13 protein-coding genes are annotated in these 18,738 nt (G+C 72.3%); 9 read left to right on the top strand and 4 right to left on the bottom strand.

Annotation, left to right across the window (positions count from 1 at the left end; translation table 11 throughout):
• Positions 1-9: 9 nt before the first annotated feature.
• Positions 10-360, bottom strand: coding sequence for a DUF397 domain-containing protein (locus IE330_RS23410; RefSeq protein WP_190138063.1), 351 nt, complete (start codon positions 358-360; stop codon positions 10-12).
• Between the two features lie 65 nt (positions 361-425).
• Positions 426-4,400 (bottom strand): type VII secretion protein EccCa, encoded by a 3,975-nt coding sequence (eccCa, locus tag IE330_RS23405; RefSeq protein ID WP_190138062.1) that lies wholly within the window; start codon positions 4,398-4,400, stop codon positions 426-428.
• A 312-nt stretch (positions 4,401-4,712) separates the two neighbouring features.
• Here eccCa and eccD point away from each other — a divergent pair, with 312 nt between their 5' ends.
• The 7 genes from eccD to IE330_RS23370 all read left to right on the top strand — a co-directional run bounded on the left by eccD (position 4,713) and on the right by IE330_RS23370 (position 14,216).
• Positions 4,713-6,296 (top strand): type VII secretion integral membrane protein EccD, encoded by a 1,584-nt coding sequence (gene eccD, locus IE330_RS23400; protein ID WP_229925860.1) that lies wholly within the window; start codon positions 4,713-4,715, stop codon positions 6,294-6,296.
• Positions 6,297-6,463: 167 nt separating this feature from the next.
• Complete coding sequence (locus IE330_RS23395) at positions 6,464-8,149, top strand: outer membrane protein assembly factor BamB family protein (protein ID WP_190138061.1); 1,686 nt, start codon at positions 6,464-6,466, stop codon at positions 8,147-8,149.
• Positions 8,150-8,556: 407 nt separating this feature from the next.
• On the top strand, positions 8,557-8,844 hold the full coding sequence (gene rpsO / locus IE330_RS23390) for a 30S ribosomal protein S15 (RefSeq protein WP_190138060.1): 288 nt from the start codon (positions 8,557-8,559) through the stop codon (positions 8,842-8,844).
• Positions 8,845-9,313: 469 nt separating this feature from the next.
• On the top strand, positions 9,314-11,542 hold the full coding sequence (locus IE330_RS23385; protein WP_190138073.1) for a polyribonucleotide nucleotidyltransferase: 2,229 nt from the start codon (positions 9,314-9,316) through the stop codon (positions 11,540-11,542).
• Positions 11,539-12,918 carry a M16 family metallopeptidase gene (locus tag IE330_RS23380; RefSeq protein WP_190138059.1) on the top strand — a complete coding sequence of 460 codons (1,380 nt, stop codon included), beginning with the start codon at positions 11,539-11,541 and terminating at the stop codon, positions 12,916-12,918. Before IE330_RS23385 ends, IE330_RS23380 begins: the two co-directional genes overlap by 4 nt.
• Positions 12,919-12,995: 77 nt before the next feature.
• Positions 12,996-13,748: a 4-hydroxy-tetrahydrodipicolinate reductase gene (dapB, locus tag IE330_RS23375; protein ID WP_190138058.1), complete on the top strand. Its 753-nt coding sequence runs from the start codon at positions 12,996-12,998 to the stop codon at positions 13,746-13,748.
• 15 nt (positions 13,749-13,763) lie between these two features.
• A complete protein-coding gene (locus tag IE330_RS23370; RefSeq protein WP_190138057.1) occupies positions 13,764-14,216 on the top strand; it encodes a hypothetical protein in 453 nt (150 codons plus the stop codon).
• A gap of 33 nt (positions 14,217-14,249) precedes the next feature.
• On the opposite strand, the gene IE330_RS23365 is transcribed toward IE330_RS23370, so the two are convergent.
• Both IE330_RS23365 and IE330_RS23360 read right to left on the bottom strand, forming a co-directional pair.
• Entirely contained in the window at positions 14,250-14,810 is a 561-nt protein-coding gene (locus tag IE330_RS23365) for an SCO5741 family PH domain-containing membrane protein (RefSeq protein ID WP_190138056.1), read from the bottom strand.
• Between the two features lie 259 nt (positions 14,811-15,069).
• Entirely contained in the window at positions 15,070-15,309 is a 240-nt protein-coding gene (locus IE330_RS23360) for a hypothetical protein (RefSeq protein ID WP_190138055.1), read from the bottom strand.
• Positions 15,310-15,714: 405 nt separating this feature from the next.
• On the opposite strand from IE330_RS23360, the gene dapA reads away from it, so the two are divergent.
• Both dapA and IE330_RS23350 read left to right on the top strand, forming a co-directional pair.
• Positions 15,715-16,614 (top strand): 4-hydroxy-tetrahydrodipicolinate synthase, encoded by a 900-nt coding sequence (gene dapA / locus IE330_RS23355; RefSeq protein ID WP_190138054.1) that lies wholly within the window; start codon positions 15,715-15,717, stop codon positions 16,612-16,614.
• Positions 16,615-16,743: 129 nt separating this feature from the next.
• Positions 16,744-18,429 carry a ribonuclease J gene (locus IE330_RS23350; RefSeq protein WP_190138053.1) on the top strand — a complete coding sequence of 562 codons (1,686 nt, stop codon included), beginning with the start codon at positions 16,744-16,746 and terminating at the stop codon, positions 18,427-18,429.
• The last annotated feature ends 309 nt before the right edge of the window (positions 18,430-18,738 follow it).

Genomic DNA, 18,738 nt, shown 5'->3' with positions numbered 1-18,738 from the left:
CCGCCAGGCCTACTCCGCCGCTGCCCCGCCCTCCGCGGGTGCGGGGATGCCCCCGTTCCGCGTCGACGGCTCCAGGTCGAACTCGCCGTCCCGCGCGCCCAGGACGAAGGCGCGCCACTCCGCCTCGGTGTAGCGCAGTACGGTCTCGGGTTCGAGGGACGAGCGCATGGCCACGGCGCCGTGGGGCAGGTACGCGATCTCGACGCGCTCCTCGTGCGTCTCGGTGCCGGGGGCGCTGTGCCACTCGACGTCGGAGATGTCGATGGCGTAGAGCTCGTTCTTCTCCCGCTCCTTGCGCGCCTTGACGTCCTGCTCCGACTCCTGGCCCTGCTGTGGTGCCTCGTTCTGTGCCTCGGCCATGGTGCAGCGGTTCCTTTCCGGCGTGTCCGGCGTACCCCGGCGTATGGACGGACTGTGCGCTCAGACTACTTGTCAACGGGGACCAACCCCGTCTGGACCAACGGCTTTCCACGCTTCCGGGACACGTAGACGCCGCGCCCCGGCGGCATCGGCCGCGGCCGCACGCCGCCCAGGAGGTCACCCTCGGCGGGGTCCCCGGCGAGCAGCAGGCCCTGCGCGCCCAGCTCCTTGACGCGCTGCAGGAACGGCTCGTACGCGGCCCGGCCCGCGCCCGCGCTGGACCGGGCGATGATGAAGCGCACGCCCACGTCCCGCGCAAACGGCAGCAGTTCGGTGAGCGGGGCCAGCGGGTTGCCGCTGGAGGTCGACACCAGGTCGTAGTCGTCGACGACCACGTACACCGTCGGGCCCTGCCACCAACTGCGCTCGCGGAGCTGGCGGGCGGTGACGTCGGGCGAGGGCGTGCGGCGGCGCATCAGGTCGGCCAGGGCCTGCACGTGGTGGTCCATGGCGCTGGACATGGGCACGTACTCGGCGAGGTGCGAGGCGGGGGCGGCGTCGAGGAGCGAGCGGCGGTTGTCGACGACGAAGAGCTTGCAGACGTCGCCGCTGTAGCGCTCGGTGAGGCGCTGGACGAGCAGCCGCAGCACGTTCGACTTGCCCGACTCGCTCTCGCCGAAGACGAGGAAGAACGGGTCCTGCTCGAAGTCCACGAAGACCGGTTCGAGGTTGTCCTCGTCGAGGGCGAAGGACACGCCGCGGTCCGGGAACGCGTGCCCCGGCGGCAACTGCTCCGCGGGCAGCTCGCGCGGCAGCAGCCGGACCCGCGGGGCGCCGGGCGCCGTCCAGTGGCGGGCCACCTCGGCGGCGAGCGCCCTGGTGGCCTCGGCGAGGTCCGCGTCGGAGGTGATGTCGTCGATGCGCGGGACGGCGGCCATGAAGTGCTGCCGCTGCGGGGTCTGGCCGCGGCCCGGCACGCCGGCGGGCACGTTCGCGGCGACCTTGCGGTCGAGCTCGGAGTCCATGGTGTCGCCGAGCCGCAGTTCGAGGCGGTTCATGAGGTGGTCCTTGAGGTTCGCGCGGACCTCCATCGCGCGCGACGCGGCGAGGACCAGGTGGATGCCGTAGCCGAGGCCGCGGGCGGCCAGGTCGAGGACGGCCGGCTCCAGGGCCTCGTACTCGGTGCGGAAGGCGGCCCAGCCGTCGATGACCAGGAAGACGTCGCCCCACGGCTGCTCGGCCACGGAGATGTCGCCGCGCGCCCGGCGCGCCCGGAAGTCGGCGATCGAGGCGATGTCCGCGGCCCGGAAGTACTCCTCGCGCCGGGTCAGCACCCCGTACACCTCGGCGACCGTGCGCCGCACCCGCTCCGGGTCCAGGCGCGACGCGACCCCGCCGACGTGGGGGAGGCCCGTGAGCGCCGCCATGCCGCCGCCGCCGAAGTCGAGCCCGTAGAACTGGACCTCGTGCGGCGTGTGGGTGAGCGCGAACGACGCGACGAGCGTGCGCAGCAGCGTCGACTTGCCGGACTGCGGACCGCCCAGGATCTGCATATGGCCCGCCGCGCCGGAGAAGTCGCACCACAGCTCGTCACGCCGCTGCTCGTACGGCTTGTCGACCAGACCCAGCGGGACGACGAGGCCGCCCGCGCGCTCCCGGCCGGGCGCGGTGAGCCCCCGCCCCGGCACGGCCGCGAGCCCCGGGAGCAGCGCGTCCAGCGGCGGCGGGCTGTCCAGCGGCGGCAGCCACACCTGGTGCGCGGCCGGCCCCTGCGCCTCCAGGCGGCGTACGACGACGTCGAGCACGGTGTCGGCGAGCGCGTCGTCCGGGCCCGGCCCGGCGTCCGGCCGCGGCTCGGGGCGCGGCACCGCCGGGGCGTACCTGACCGGCACCTCGGCGGCCGTGAACAGCACCGGGCGCCGGTCCACCGGCAGCGGCCCGCCCGCCGCCGCCCGCGCGGAGCCGGAGCGGTACACCCCGGAGACGTACGCCGCCTTGAAGCGCACCATCTCGTCCGTGCCGAACTTCAGATAGCCGGAGCCGGGGACGTTCGGCAGGTGGTAGGCGTCCGGCACGCCGAGCGCGGCGCGCGACTCGGCGGCGGAGAACGTGCGCAGGCCGACACGGTAGGAGAGGTACGTCTCCAGGCCGCGCAGGCGCCCCTCCTCCAGGCGCTGCGAGGCGAGCAGCAGGTGCACGCCGAGCGACCGGCCGATGCGGCCGATCTGCACGAACATGTCGATGAAGTCCGGTTTGGCGGTGAGGAGTTCGCTGAACTCGTCGATCACGAGGACCAGCGAGGGCACGGGCTGGAGGGGCGCGCCGGCCGCCCGCGCCTTCTCGTAGTCGTGGATGTTCGCGTAGTTGCCCGCGTCGCGCAGCAGCTCCTGGCGGCGGTTGAGCTCGCCGCGGATGGAGTCGCCCATGCGGTCCACCAGCGTCAGGTCGTCCGCCAGGTTGGTGATGACCGCGGCGACGTGGGGGAGGTGCGCCATGCCCGCGAAGGTCGCGCCGCCCTTGAAGTCGGCGAGGACGAAGTTCAGCGTCTCGGAGGAGTGGGTCACGGCGAGGCCGAGGACGAGGGTGCGCAGCAGTTCCGACTTGCCCGAGCCCGTCGCGCCCACGCACAGGCCGTGCGGGCCCATGCCGTCCTGCGCCGCCTCCTTGAGGTCGAGCATCACGGGGCGGCCGTCCTCGCCGACGCCGATCGGCACGCGCAGCCGCTCCGCCTGGGCGCGCGGCCGCCACGTCCGCCGCGGGTCCACCGAGTCGGCGTCCCCGAGGCCGAGCAGGTCGGTGAACTCCAGGTTGGCGAGCAGGGGTTGGTCGTCGTCGCCGCCCGAGGCGATCCGCAGCGGCGCCAACTGCCGCGCCAGGGCCTCGGCCGCCTCGTACGACAGCAGGTCGGGCGTGCCCTCGTACACCAGGCCGTGCCCCGACTCGATCCGCAGCGACGCCGGCCGGACGACGAGGCAGAGCCCGCCGCGGGCGTCGCCCGGCTCGCCCGGCAGCACCTCGACGACGGTCACGCCCTGCAGCCCCTCGGCGGTGGCCAGGACGGACTCCGGCGGCAGGGACAGGCCGTCGAGGACGACGACGACGTGCGGCTCGTCCGGCAGCGGGGTGGAGCCGGGGTGGAAGCGGGGCCGGCCCCGCAGCCGGGCGGAGAGCAGCACGTCGAGCTCCGCCGGGTCGGTGGTGATCAGCCGGCGGCTGCCCGCCCCGTCCGCGGCGCCCCGCGCCTGGCAGTGCGGGAGCCACTTGGCCCACTCCCACCGCGGGGCGGTCTCCGGGCCCGCCGCGACCGCGATCACCAGGTCCGCGGGGGAGTGCAGGGAGGCGAGCGAGGCGACGAGGGCCCGCGTGCCGGCCCGTACCGCCTCGGCCTCGCCGTTGACCGTCACGTGGTAGAAGGCGCGCAGCGACACGGCCATGGGCAGGTCCTCGACCGTGCCGTGGACGGCCAGGAAGCGCTGCATCGCGCCCGCCGTGAGCGGTTCCAGGTCGTCCACCGGCGCGGTCTCCGGGGGCACGAGCGGCGTGGCGAGCGCCTGCGGCCCGAGGCCGACGCGCACCTGCCCGAAGTCCTCGTCACCCGTGCGCCGCTCCCAGACGCGGCTGCCCTCGGCGACCAGGGCCCAGAGCTGGTCGGGGGACGGGTGAAGGTAGTACTGGGCGTCGCGCTGCGCCTTCGCCGCGGCGAGGGCCGAGCGCCGGGTCTGCTGCAGGTAGCGGAGGTAGTCGCGGCGCAGATCGGCCAACTGCCCCTGTGTGCCCCGGCGGTAGCGGATGAACATCGCGACGGACATGGCCACCGTCGACGCCACCATCACCATGCCCATGATCCTCATGAACGGATGCGAATTGGGCATGAAGAAGAACACCACGGAGCCGCCCATGCCCAGCATGGGCAGGAGCTGCATCAGCACGCCCTCCTGCTGCCCCCGCGGCAGTTCGGGCGGGGGCTGCAGGACGATCTCGTCCGAGGGCACACCGGATGGCAGAACACGAGGCGGGCGCTTGACGACGAGGTGACTCACGCGGCATCAGTTCCCTTGCTGGATCGACGTGTTCCGACCACCGGCACCGACGCGGGAGGCCGCGGCCCACCGCGCGATCCTACTGACCCACGGGCCGCCGCAGGAGCGGTAAGGTGCCGTTCGTGCGCGTGAGCAGATGTGAATTCGGCCGCCGGACAGGGGCAATTCACGTCATGTGACACGGCCGGGGCGCGAGAACCGGCCAGACGCGGGAGATCGGCGCGCGCCCTCTCATGGGGTGCGGCACGGTGGGCGGGACGGCCGGTACGGCGATGGCGTCCAGGGCCGCGAGGGACTGAGGGGGAGCAGCAGGTGAGCATGACGGCCTCGGCCGGGGCGACCGGAACCGGACAGACCGGAGCGGGACAGGCCGGTGCCGGAGCGGCCGGAACCGGACGGGCCGGTGCCGGGCCGACCGGCGCCGGGGCCCCGGGGCCCGCCGCCGACGGGGCGGGACTCGGGTTCTGCCGCGTCACCATCGTCGCCCCCGACAGCCGCATCGACGTGGCCCTGCCCGACGACGTCCCGGTCGCCGACCTCTACCCGGAGATCCTGCGCCTGGCGCGCCAGAGCCCCGCCGAGGGCGCCCCGGTCGGCTACCACCTCGTCCGCCGCGACGGCGCCGTCCTCGACAGCGCCCGCACCTTCGCCGCCCAGCGCATCCTCGACGGCGAACTCCTCACCCTGCGGCCCTTCGCCGCCTCGCTGCCCCCCGCCGTCTTCGACGACGTGTCCGACGCCATTGCCTCCGCGGTGACCCGCGACCGCACGCTGTGGAACGCCGACCTGACCCGCGTCGCGGGCCTCACCGGCGGCGCCGTGCTGCCGGTCCTCCTCGCCTTCACCGCCTGGAGCGCGGCGCCCCGGCACGACACCCACGGCCTCCCCGGCATCCTCGCCGCCGTCGCGGGCCTGGTGCTCCTCGCCTTCGCCTGCGTACGGGGGCGCGTCTACGACGACCGCGCGGGGGCCGTCGCGCTCGGCCTGGGCGCCCTGCCGAACGTGGCCGTGGCGGGCTCCGGCCTGCTGCCACCGGCCGACGGCCAGGGGATCGGCAAGCTCCAGTTCCTGCTGGCCTGCGCCGCCGTGCTGATCGCCGCCGTGGTGCTCGTCCTGGTCTCGCCGCACGGCGACGGGCCGTTCGTGGCCTTCGTGGCCGCCGGGGCCGTCGGACTGCTCGCGACGTTCGTGGCGGCGCTGCGGGACCTGACCCCGACCGGGACCGCCGCCCTGTGCGCGCCGCTCGCCGTCGGCGCGCTCGCCTTCCTGCCGGGCCTGTCCATGCGCTTCGCGCGGCTGCCCATCGGCTACGACCCGCCGCACGCCGCCCGCCGCACGTACGACCCCGACCCGGACCCCGCCCCCCAGCCCCCGGTCGACGCCGAACGCATCGCCGCCCAGGCCCGCCGCGGGCACGAGCTGCTCATCGGCCTCGTCGGCGGCTGCGCCCTGGTGGCCGTCGCCGCCGTGGTGGTCCTCGGCTCCTCCGCCGACGTGTGGGCCCGGCTGCTGGCCCTGGCCACCGGTGTCGCGATGCTCATGCGCGCCCAGCTCTTCCGCTACACGGCCCAGGTCGCCGCCTGCCTCGCGGCGGGCCTTGCCTGCCTGGTGCTGCTGGGCGTCGGCCTGGCCCTGCACCCGCCGGACGCCCTCGTGCGGGACGCCCTGACGGGTGACACCGCGGCGCTCGACCTGCGCACGATCTGGCTCACCGCCGCGATCGGGGCGGGCGCGGCCCTGTGCGCCGCCATCGGGCTCATCACGGCACGCCGCGGGGTGACCCCCTTCTGGGGGCGCTTCCTGGAGATCGCCGAGGGCTTCGTCCTGCTGACCCTGCTGCCCCTGACGCTCGCCGTCTTCGACGTGTACGCCTCCGTACGCGCGCTGACGAGCTGAGCGCCCCCCCCGCCACGGCGGGGCGCCCGCGGCCCGGGCGGCCGCGTTCCCCGGCTCCCCGCTGCGCCCGGCCCGGCCCTCGGCGCGAAACGGCCGACGTGGAGCGGCCTATGATCCGGCCACCCGTTTTCATCGGACACTCGCTCCATCGGAGAAAGGCTTCCAGCGTGAGCCAGGGCCCGCCCCGTTCCCAGTTCACCCAGTCCGTCCTGGCCGAGGACAGCGCACGCAGACAGCGCCGCACACGCCTGCTCGCCGGTACGGCGGGCCTGCTCGCCCTCGTCCTGTGCACCGGCGGCTGGATGCTCTGGTCGGCGACCGACGACGAGGCGGACGCGCAGGACGCCAAGGCCGTCCAGCAGGCGCCGGACGACATCAGGGACACCGTCGAGGACCTCCCGCGCTCGCCCGCGGGCCGTCTGATCGTCGACTACCGGGAGAAGGAGTTCGGCAAGCGCCGCGGAGCCGACGCCTCCGTGCCCGCGCCCGGCACCTGGGCCACGGACAAGACCCTCGTCCGTGGCGTGGGCGACCAGCTCAAGGGCTTCACGTTCGGCACGTCCGAGCAAGCCTGGTCCACCGACCTGGGCGGCCCCATCTGCGACACGACCCGCCACGTCACTGCGGACGGACGTACGGCGGTACTCGTCCAGGAGCGCGCGGAGGACGACGGGGACGGCGAGGGCGACGGCAAGAAGCCCGGGAAGTCCCAGGACAAGAAGGACAAGAAGGACGGCGACAAGAAGAAGGACGACAAGGGCGCCGGGAAGGGCGAGAAGGACGGCGACAAGAAGGACGGGAAGGGCAAGAAGGGCGACAAGAGCAAGAAGGGCAAGGGAAAGGGCAAGGAAAAGCGCGAGGACAAGAAGCGCAAGCCCGCCCGCCCCGAGCCCCCCGCCACCTGCGACCGGCTCGTCTTCGTGGACCTCGACACCGGCAAGAAGCTCTGGCAGGCCCGGCTCCCCGAGGCCAGGACGGCCTTCGCGCCGAACACCAACGTGACCATGACCCGCGGCGCGGTCACCGTCGCCTGGGGCGAGGGCTCCGTCGCGTACGACATGGCGGACGGCAAGCGGATGTGGGCGAGCGCCTCCGCCTCGGCCTGCGGGGACGCCGGCTTCGCGGGCGGGCGCGCGCTGCTCGCCCTGCGCCGGTGCGGGGACGGCGACGACCGCACGTACCGCGTGCAGAAGGTGGACCCGCGCACGGGTGACCCGGTGTGGACCTACAAGGTCGACCGCGGGACCCGGAACGTGTACCTCGTCTCGTCCGAGCCCGCCGTCATCGCCGTCGCCGCCGGGGACGGCGACGACGGCGCGGTGGCCGACCTGATCGCCCTCGACGACCGGGGCGCGTACCGGGCGACCGTCGGCATGCCGGAAGGCCGGTACGTGGAGGACTGCCTCGCGCCGCTGTTCGGCGCCGTGGAGACGTGCCCCTCCATCGCGGTGGGCCGTGACCAGCTCTACCTCGCGACCGAGCGGAAGGGGGCCGACGCGAACGAGATCGTCTCCTTCGACCTCACGACCGGCAGGGCCGTCCGGAAGTTCCCCTCCCAGGGGCGCGGCACGATGTACCCCCTGGAGGTCAGCGGCGGCAAGCTCCTCGCCTTCCGCGGCAGCGGCAACGGCGTCGACCCGGACGCCGTGGTGAGCCTGGACCCGGAAACCGGCAAGGAGCGCCCGTTCCTGCTGTTCAGCGTGCCGGACACCGTCGGGCCCGTGGAGCCGGGGCGGGCCGACGTCGTCGTCGAGGGCGGCCGGGTGTTCATCGCCCCGAAGGAGCTGCGCGCCGCACGCGAGGGGGCCGGGGAGGGCGCGGCCTACGGCGCCCTGGGCATCGAGGGGGCGTGACCCGACCGGCCACGCCCCCCGGCCGGTGGGCGCGCCCCCCGGACCAGGCCGCACGGCCCGGACCGCGCCACCCCCACCCCCATGACCTGCGACAACGCACCCCAGAGCCAGCCCCCGCCCCCGCCCCCACCCGGCACCGGAAAGCCCCCACCTGCGGGCTGGTACGCTGTGTAACGCCCGCATGTCTGCGCGCACCCTCAGGCCACTCGGCCGACGGATCGCGCCACGCGGCACGCGGCACTCCACCGTCACCGGTGGATCCCACCTCCCCGAGGTGGACACCCACCACGCAAGGTGGACACCCACCTCCCCGAGGTGGACCCCATGCCTCCCGAGTCCCGGAAGCACCCCTGAGAAGAAGACCAGGGGCACTCGGAGGCGAACGTAGACATCATTGAGGAGTACGCGTGTCGCTCGACGCCGCTACGAAGAAGCAGATCATGGCCGAGTTCGGTACCAAGGAGGGCGACACCGGCTCCCCCGAGGTCCAGGTCGCGCTGCTCTCGCGCCGCATCTCGGACCTGACCGAGCACCTGAAGACGCACAAGCACGACCACCACTCCCGTCGTGGTCTGCTGATCCTGGTCGGTCAGCGCCGCCGCCTGCTGCAGTACCTGGCCAAGAAGGACATCCAGCGCTTCCGTGCCCTGGTCGAGCGCCTCGGCATCCGCCGCGGTGCGGCGGGCGCCAAGTAAGTCGCCGTGAAGGGAGCGGTTCCCACTCGAAGCACTCGAAGGGGGCCGCTCCCTTTGCCGTACGTGCGCGGTGTCGCCGTGGCTTTGTAGTCTGGTGACATCCGACACAGTCGCGGTGGCCTCCGGACCGTCCGGAAAAACGGAAGGCACCGCGCGCGACGCGACCGCGCAGGCCGCGACCGCGCGGGACCGGAGCACCACCGCGGCGCGGCGGAGCACACAGCACCACCGCACCGCCGCACGGAGCAGAGCACAACCGCATAGAGGAACCGAAGGAGAGGCGCACCCCGCCGTCGCCGGTCCTCGGTAGTGGCTTCCGGAGGACGCGAGTCCCCCGGGGGCTTCGATCGAAGACCGGCCCGCACCCACGGCGCGCTTCTCCGCACCGCCCCCGCCACACGGGCAGGGGTGGACCCCGGGCCACACGGGCCACGGGGTGAAAAGACGATACGTAATGGAGAAACCGCTGGTGGAGAACGAGACCCACTACGCCGAGGCCGTCATCGACAACGGCTCCTTCGGCACCCGCACCATCCGCTTCGAGACCGGCCGCCTCGCCCGGCAGGCCGCCGGCTCCGCCGTGGCGTACCTGGACGACGACACCATGGTGCTGTCGGCCACCACCGCCTCCAAGAAGCCCAAGGACCAGCTCGACTTCTTCCCCCTGACGGTCGACGTCGAGGAGCGGATGTACGCGGCCGGCAAGATCCCCGGCTCCTTCTTCCGCCGTGAGGGCCGGCCCAGCGAGGACGCGATCCTCACCTGCCGCCTCATCGACCGCCCGCTGCGCCCGTCCTTCAAGAAGGGCCTGCGCAACGAGATCCAGGTCGTCGAGACGATCATGGCGCTCAACCCCGACCACCTCTACGACGTGGTCGCCATCAACGCCGCCTCCTGCTCCACGCAGCTCGCCGGCCTGCCCTTCTCGGGCCCGATCGGCGGCACCCGCGTGGCCCTCATCAAGGGCCAGTGGGTCGCGTTCCCGACGCACACCGAGCTCGAGGACGCCGTCTTCGACATGGTCGTCGCCGGTCGCGTCCTCGAGGACGGCGACGTCGCGATCATGATGGTCGAGGCCGAGGCCACCGAGAAGACCATCGAGCTGGTCAAGGGCGGTGCCGAGGCCCCCACCGAGGAGGTCGTCGCCGCCGGTCTCGAGGCCGCGAAGCCCTTCATCAAGGTCCTGTGCAAGGCCCAGGCGGACCTCGCCGCCAAGGCCGCCAAGCCCGTCGGCGAGTTCCCGATCTTCCTCGACTACGAGGACGACGTCCTGGAGGCCCTGACCGCCGCCGTCAAGACGGAGCTGGCGCAGGCGCTGACCATCGCGGGCAAGCAGGAGCGCGAGGCCGAGCTGGACCGCGTCAAGGCGCTGGCCGGCGAGAAGCTGCTCCCCGAGTTCGAGGGCCGCGAGAAGGAGATCTCCGCCGCGTACCGCTCGCTGACCAAGTCCCTGGTCCGTGAGCGCGTCATCAAGGAGAAGAAGCGCATCGACGGCCGCGGTGTCACCGACATCCGCACCCTGGCCGCCGAGGTCGAGGCCATCCCGCGCGTGCACGGCTCCGCCCTGTTCGAGCGCGGGGAGACGCAGATCCTGGGTGTGACGACGCTGAACATGCTCCGCATGGAGCAGCAGCTCGACACGCTGTCCCCGGTGACGCGCAAGCGCTACATGCACAACTACAACTTCCCGCCGTACTCCACCGGCGAGACCGGCCGCGTCGGTTCCCCGAAGCGCCGCGAGATCGGCCACGGCGCCCTCGCCGAGCGCGCCCTCGTGCCCGTCCTGCCGACGCGCGAGGAGTTCCCGTACGCGATCCGTCAGGTCTCCGAGGCCCTCGGGTCCAACGGCTCGACGTCCATGGGCTCCGTCTGCGCCTCCACCATGTCGCTGCTGAACGCCGGTGTGCCGCTGAAGGCCCCCGTCGCCGGCATCGCCATGGGCCTGATCTCCCAGGAGATCGAGGGCGAGACGCACTACGTCACCCTCACCGACATCCTCGGTGCGGAGGACGCCTTCGGCGACATGGACTTCAAGGTCGCCGGCACCAAGGAGTTCGTGACCGCCCTCCAGCTCGACACCAAGCTGGACGGCATCCCGGCCTCCGTCCTCGCCGCGGCCCTGAAGCAGGCCCGCGACGCCCGCCTGCACATCCTCGACGTGATGATGGAGGCGATCGACGTTCCGGACGAGATGTCCCCGAACGCGCCGCGGATCATCACCGTCAAGATCCCGGTGGACAAGATCGGTGAGGTCATCGGCCCGAAGGGCAAGATGATCAACCAGATCCAGGAGGACACCGGCGCCGACATCACGATCGAGGACGACGGCACCATCTACATCGGTGCCGCCGACGGCCCGGCCGCCGAGGCCGCCCGCGCCACGATCAACGGCATCGCCAACCCGACCATGCCGGAGGTCGGCGAGCGCTACCTGGGCACCGTCGTGAAGACGACGACCTTCGGCGCGTTCGTCTCCCTGCTCCCGGGCAAGGACGGCCTGCTGCACATCTCGCAGATCCGCAAGCTCGCCGGCGGCAAGCGCGTGGAGAACGTCGAGGACGTCCTCGGCGTGGGCCAGAAGGTCCAGGTCGAGATCGCCGAGATCGACTCGCGCGGCAAGCTCTCCCTGATCCCCGTGATCGAGGGCGAGGACGGCGCCGAGGACGCGGCCGAGGCGAAGGACGACACCGACAAGTGACGTCCCGTAGCTCCAAGGCGACGGCCCGCACCTCCTCGGAGGCGCGGGCCGTCGCCCGTACCCAAACCCTGATCAAGGGCGCCAACGGCATCGGCACCGTCCGCAAGACCACCCTCCCCGGGGGCCTGCGCGTCGTCACCGAGACCCTCCCTTCGGTCCGCTCGGCCACCTTCGGCATCTGGGCCCACGTGGGCTCGCGCGACGAGACGCCGTCCCTGAACGGCGCCACGCACTACCTGGAGCACCTGCTCTTCAAGGGCACCGGGAAGCGCAGCGCCCTGGACATCTCCTCCGCGATCGACGCCGTCGGCGGCGAGATGAACGCCTTCACGGCCAAGGAGTACACGTGCTACTACGCGCGCGTGCTCGACACGGACCTGCCGCTCGCCATCGACGTGGTCTGCGACATGCTGACCGGCTCGCTGATCCGCCAGGAGGACGTCGACGCCGAGCGCGGCGTCATCCTCGAGGAGATCGCGATGACGGAGGACGACCCGGGCGACTGCGTGCACGACCTGTTCGCGCACACGATGCTCGGCGACACCCCCCTCGGCCGCCCCGTCCTCGGCACCGTCGACACGATCAACGCCCTGACCGCGGACCGCATCCGGCGCTTCTACAAGCGGCACTACGACCCCACGCACCTGGTCGTCGCCGCCGCGGGCAACGTGGACCACCAGAAGGTGGTCCGCCAGGTCCGCGCCGCGTTCGAGAAGGCGGGCGCCCTCACGCGCACCGACGCCACCCCCGTCGCCCCGCGCGCCGGCGCCCGCCGCCTGCGCACCGCGGGCCACGTCGAGGTCGTCGACCGCAGGACCGAGCAGGCCCACGTCATCCTCGGCATGCCGGGCCTGGCCCGCACCGACGACCGCCGCTGGGCCATGGGCGTGCTGAACACCGCGCTCGGCGGCGGCATGTCCTCGCGCCTGTTCCAGGAGGTCCGCGAAAAGCGCGGCCTGGCCTACAGCGTGTACTCGTACACCTCGGCGTTCGCCGACACCGGCCTGTTCGGCGTGTACGCGGGCTGCCGCCCCAGCCAGGTCCACGACGTGCTCAAGATCTGCCGGGACGAGCTCGACCACGTCGCCGAGAACGGCCTGACGGACGACGAGATCAGGCGCGCCGTCGGCCAGCTCGCGGGCTCCACGGTCCTCGGCCTCGAGGACACCGGCGCGATCATGAACCGCATCGGCAAGAGCGAGCTGTGCTGGGGCGAGCAGATGTCGGTCGACGACATGCTCGCGCAGATCTCGGCGGTCACCCCCGACGAGGTGCGCGCGGTCGCCCGCGACATCCTGGGACAGCGCCCGTCGCTCTCGGCGATAGGCCCGCTGAAGGACAAGCAGGCCGCCCGCCTGCACGAAGCGGTGGCCTAGGTCCCCGGTTCGCCGGACCCGGGTCCCGTACGACTCACCATTCGCGAACCCGCGAACTCGCGTTAGGAAACAGGCAGATGAGCAAGTTGCGCGTGGCGGTCATCGGCGCCAAGGGCCGCATCGGCTCCGAGGCGGTCCGAGCCGTCGAGGCCGCCGAGGACATGGAACTGGTCGCCACGCTCGGCCGCGGCGACGAGCTGGAGACGCTGGCCGAGGCCGGCGCCCAGGTCGCGGTCGAGCTGACCACGCCCGGCTCGGTGATGGGCAACCTCGACTTCTGCGTCCGGCACGGCATCCACGCCGTGGTCGGTACGACGGGGTGGACCGAGGAGCGCCTCGCGCAACTGCGGACCTGGCTGGAGGCGTCCCCGGGGACCGGCGTGCTCATCGCGCCGAACTTCTCCATCGGCGCGGTCCTCACCATGAAGTTCGCGCAGATCGCCGCCCCGTACTTCGAGTCGGTCGAGGTCGTCGAGCTGCACCACCCGAACAAGGCCGACGCCCCGAGCGGCACCGCCACGCGCACCGCCCAGCTCATCGCCGCCGCCCGCGAGCGCGCGGGCAGCGCCCCGCAGCCGGACGCCACGGAGACCGCCCTGGAGGGGGCCCGCGGCGCGGACGTCGACGGGGTCCCGGTGCACGCGGTACGGCTGCGGGGCCTCCTCGCCCACCAGGAGGTGCTGCTCGGCGGCGAGGGCGAGACGCTCACGGTCCGCCACGACTCGCTCCACCACAGCAGCTTCATGCCGGGCATCCTGCTCGGCGCCCGCCGCGTGGTGGAGACCCCGGGCCTGACCTTCGGGCTGGAACACTTCCTCGACCTCGGCTGACCCGGGGACCGACTCATGCGCGCAAAGATCACCTACGCCGTCACGGCCGCCGTCCTCGTCGTCTACTTCGTCCTGGTCGGCAGCCGTGGCGTGCTTCTCATACAGCACGGCACCGCCCTCACCGTGGCCTTCGGGGTCGCGGTGCTGATCCTGCCGGTCATCGGCCTGTGGTTCCTGTGGCAGAACACCCGCTTCGTCCAGCGCGCCAACCGGCTCGCGGCCGAACTCGAAGCGGAGGGCGGGCTGCCCGTCGACGAGCTGAAGCGCACGCCCAGCGGGCGCATCGACCGCGAGTCCGCCGACGAGGTCTTCGCCCGGCGCAAGGCCGAGACGGAGGACACCCCCGACGACTGGCGCTGCTGGTTCCGCCTCGCCATCGCCTACCACGACGCCCGGGACACCCCCCGGGCCCGCAAGGCCATGCAGCGGGCCATCGCCCTGCACGAGGGCAGGCCGCTCGGCGTCTGAGCCGGACGGGCCGGGCGTCCCGCCCGCCCGGTGTCAGGCCGTGGGCCGGTACTCGTCGGCCCACACCTCGATGGCGTCGGCGGCCCGGTCGAAGGCCGTGCGGCGCGCGAGGAAGTCCGCGCCGCGGTCGGTGAGCAGCGTCGCCCCCTCACCGGCGGGCCGGTCGTGGCGTACGAGCATCAGCGCCTGCCCCTGCACCGTGCGCGGAAGACCGAGCCACCGCACGGGCTGCTGGGCCGTGCGCACGGAGGCGACCCGGGCCCACGGCACGGTCTGCGTACGCAGGAAGGACACGCGGCGCAGCCCGCGGGCGCTCACCCAGGTGCCGACCCGCAGCAGCCGCAGCGCGGCGCCGATGACGAGCGCGGCCAGGCAGACGCAGAGACCGGCACCCGGCAGGGCCCCGGCGAACGCGATGACCACGGCGGCGACGAGGACGTACGAGGCGAGGAGCAGCAGCAGCGCGGCGGCGGCGACGCGCCAGGGGCCCGGGCGGTACGGCCTCCGCCAGCGGTCGCGGTCGTGGAACGGGAGCGCGGCGTCCTCCACCGCGTCGTCGAAAGCGCGGTCCGCGGTCAGGAAAGGCAGGGGCACGGCTGGTCCTCACTCACTCCACGCACGGGGTGTGCCCGGTGAGGCTATCGAGCCGTGCCCCCTGCCACCAGCGTTGGGGGCCCAAGGGGGGCCTTGGCGGGGCCCAAGAGGGTGGACCGGGGGACCGGAGAGGGGCCGGGGCCCGGGGGACGGGCCGGGGGAGTCCCCCCGGCGCCCGTCCGGGGCGCGCGGTCGTCGGCGGACCGCGCGAGGGCCCACGGGTCGGCCGTCAGTCGTCGACAGCGGCCGTCAAGGGCCGTCAGCGGCCGTCGTAGGCCTCGGAGTGCTGGGTCCTGGCCGGCGACTGGTCGGCGGACATGGCGGGCATGCCGAGGATCACGGAGCCCACGAGCCCGGCGACCACGGTGAGTCCGATGAGGGCCCGGCCCACGAGCTGACCGGCGGTGGCACGCTCACGGGGTGGGGGAGTGACGTTGCTGCGGAACTTCTCGGCTTCGGCGATGAAGGCGAACGGAACGGGCTCTCGCCGACGGAACATGGGGCGCGCTTCTCCTCACAAGTCTCGAACGGAACTCTCTTGCCCATACAGACGCTCGAAACGGCGAAAGGGTGCCCGGTTTTGGCAAGTTCGCCGAAGATTGTCACGAGGGGAGCATGAGGGGAGAGTGTCTTGAGGGGACGCCGGACGGCCGCCGGCCGACGTCGGCCCACGCTGCGCCTTCCCCGTCCGAGCGGGGGGACACCCGGCTCCGCGCGGCTCATATGTGCGAATGAGTCGACAGAAGTGTCCGTATTGCGGCATTTCTAGAAGTTCATCTAGCCTGATCAAACGGACCCGGCACTGCTTGAACCCCCGAGCAGGCAGTGCCGGGCTCCCTGAGCACCAACCTCCCACCCGCCCCGAGGGGCGACCCCGCGCTGAGCAGCGAGTAGCGTGTTACCCATGGCTCCGACCTCGACTCCGCAGACCCCCTTCGGGCGGGTCCTCACCGCCATGGTCACGCCCTTCACGGCGGACGGCGCACTCGACCTCGACGGCGCGCAGCGGCTCGCCGCCCACCTGGTGGACGCAGGCAACGACGGCCTGATCGTCAACGGCACCACCGGCGAGTCCCCGACCACCGGCGACGCGGAGAAAACCGAGCTCGTACGTGCCGTCCTGGAAGCGGTCGGCGACCGCGCCCACGTCGTCGCCGGCGTCGGGACGAACGACACCCGCCACAGCGTCGAGCTCGCCCGCGCCGCCCAGGCGGCCGGCGCCCACGGCCTGCTCACCGTCACGCCGTACTACAACAAGCCGCCGCAGGAAGGCCTGCACCGGCACTTCACGGCGATCGCCGACGCCACCGACCTGCCGGTGATGCTGTACGACATCCCGGGCCGCAGCGGCGTACCGATCAACACCGAGACGATCGTGCGCCTGGCCGAGCACCCGCGTATCGTCGCCAACAAGGACGCCAAGGGCGACCTCGGCCGCGCGAGCTGGGCCATCGCCCGCTCCGGCCTCGCCTGGTACTCCGGCGACGACATGCTCAACCTGCCGCTGCTCTCGGTCGGCGCGTGCGGCTTCGTCTCCGTCGTCAGCCACGTGGTCACGCCCGAGCTGCGCGCGATGCTGGAGGCGTACCTCAACGGCGACGTGCAGAAGGCCACGGAGATCCACCAGAAGCTGCTGCCGGTGTTCACGGGCATGTTCCGCACGCAGGGTGTGATCACGACCAAGGCCGCGCTCACGCTCCAGGGCCGGCCCGCGGGGCCGCTGCGCCTGCCGCTCGTCGAGCTCTCCGCCGAGGAGACCGCCCAGCTCAAGATCGATCTTGCGGCCGGCGGGGTACAGCTCTGACCACGGACTTCACAACTCAATACGCACCAAGCCGCGGGCCCCGCGCCCGCACACAACAACTGCTACTGCACGAACGTCACGCGCGCCACGTGCCCCGAGGCACGTGGCGCGCGTGGTGAGGAGAGTCTTTTGAGTCATCCGCATCCTGAACTCGGCGCCCCGCCGAAGCTCCCCAAGGGCGGCCTGCGGGTCACCCCGCTCGGTGGCCTCGGCGAGATCGGCCGGAACATGACGGTCTTCGAGTACGACGGACGCCTGCTGATCGTCGACTGCGGAGTGCTCTTCCCCGAGGAGGAGCAGCCCGGAATCGACCTGATCCTGCCGGACTTCACGTCCATCCGGGACCGCCTCGACGACATCGAGGGCATCGTGCTCACGCACGGCCACGAGGACCACATCGGTGGTGTCCCCTTCCTCCTGCGGGAGAAGCCGGACATCCCCCTGATCGGTTCCAAGCTGACCCTCGCGCTGATCGAGGCGAAGCTCCAGGAGCACCGCATCCGGCCCTACACGCTCGAGGTCGCCGAGGGCGACCGGGAGCGCCTCGGCCCCTTCGACTGCGAGTTCGTCGCGGTCAACCACTCCATCCCGGACGCCCTCGCGGTCGCCATCCGCACGCCCGCGGGCATGGTCGTGCACACCGGCGACTTCAAGATGGACCAGCTTCCGCTGGACCGGCGCCTGACCGACCTGCACGCGTTCGCGCGGCTGAGCGAGGAAGGCATCGACCTTCTCCTCTCGGACTCCACGAACGCCGAGGTCCCGGGCTTCGTCCCGCCCGAGCGCGACATCTCGAACGTCCTGCGGCAGGTCTTCGCGGGCGCCCGCAAGCGCATCATCGTGGCGAGCTTCGCCAGCCACGTGCACCGCATCCAGCAGATCCTGGACGCCGCCCACGAGTACGGCCGCCGGGTCGCCTTCGTCGGCCGCTCGATGGTCCGGAACATGGGCATCGCCCGCGACCTCGGCTATCTGCGGGTGCCGCCGGGCCTCGTCGTGGACGTCAAGACGCTCGACGACCTGCCGGACCACGAGGTCGTCCTCGTCTGCACCGGCTCCCAGGGCGAGCCGATGGCGGCCCTGTCCCGGATGGCCAACCGCGACCACCAGATCCGCATCGTGTCGGGTGACACGGTGATCCTGGCGTCGTCGCTCATCCCGGGCAACGAGAACGCGGTCTACCGCGTGATCAACGGCCTGACCCGCTGGGGCGCGAACGTCGTCCACAAGGGCAACGCGAAGGTGCACGTCTCCGGCCACGCGTCGGCCGGGGAGCTGCTGTACTTCTACAACATCTGCAAGCCCAAGAACCTGATGCCGGTCCACGGCGAATGGCGCCACCTGCGCGCCAACGCCGAGCTCGGCGCCCTCACCGGCGTCCCGCACGACCGCATCGTGATCGCCGAGGACGGCGTCGTCGTCGACCTCGTCGAGGGCAAGGCCAAGATCGTCGGCAAGGTCCAGGCGGGCTATGTGTACGTGGACGGCCTCTCGGTCGGCGACGTCACCGAGCCGGCGCTCAAGGACCGCCGCATCCTCGGCGAAGAGGGCATCATCTCGGTCTTCGTCGTGGTCGACTCGACGACCGGCAAGATCACCGGGGGCCCGCACATCCAGGCCCGCGGCTCGGGCATCGAGGACGGGGCCTTCGTCGGAGTCGTCCCGAAGATCCAGGAGGTCCTGGAGAGGTCGGCCCAGGACGGTGTCGTCGAGCCCCACCAGCTCCAGCAGCTCATCCGCCGGACGCTGGGCAAGTGGGTTTCGGACAACTACCGCCGCCGCCCGATGATCCTGCCCGTCGTCGTCGAGGTCTGAGCCCCTCCGACCTGGTCTGACGTCGCCTGTCCTGGAGCGGGGCGCCTCGATTTGCATCGGGGCGCCCCGCTCCAGTACGTTTACGGCTCCGCCAGCGGGGGAACCGACGCGCACGGCAACGTGCCGGAGGCCACCCCGACCGGAGCGGAAATTCCGACTCAGAACTTCTGATAAAGTCGGAACCGCCGGAAAGGGAAACGCGAAAGCGAAGCCCCGAAAGGCACCGAGGAAATCGGAACGGACCGGGAAGCCGGAAAGATCTGATAGAGTCGGAAACACGAAATACCGAAGGGAAGCGCCCGGAGGAAA

The sequence above is a fragment of the Streptomyces longispororuber genome, assembly GCF_014656095.1.
Lineage (GTDB): Bacteria > Actinomycetota > Actinomycetes > Streptomycetales > Streptomycetaceae > Streptomyces > Streptomyces longispororuber.
This window is presented reverse-complemented; position numbering and strand designations above follow the sequence as displayed.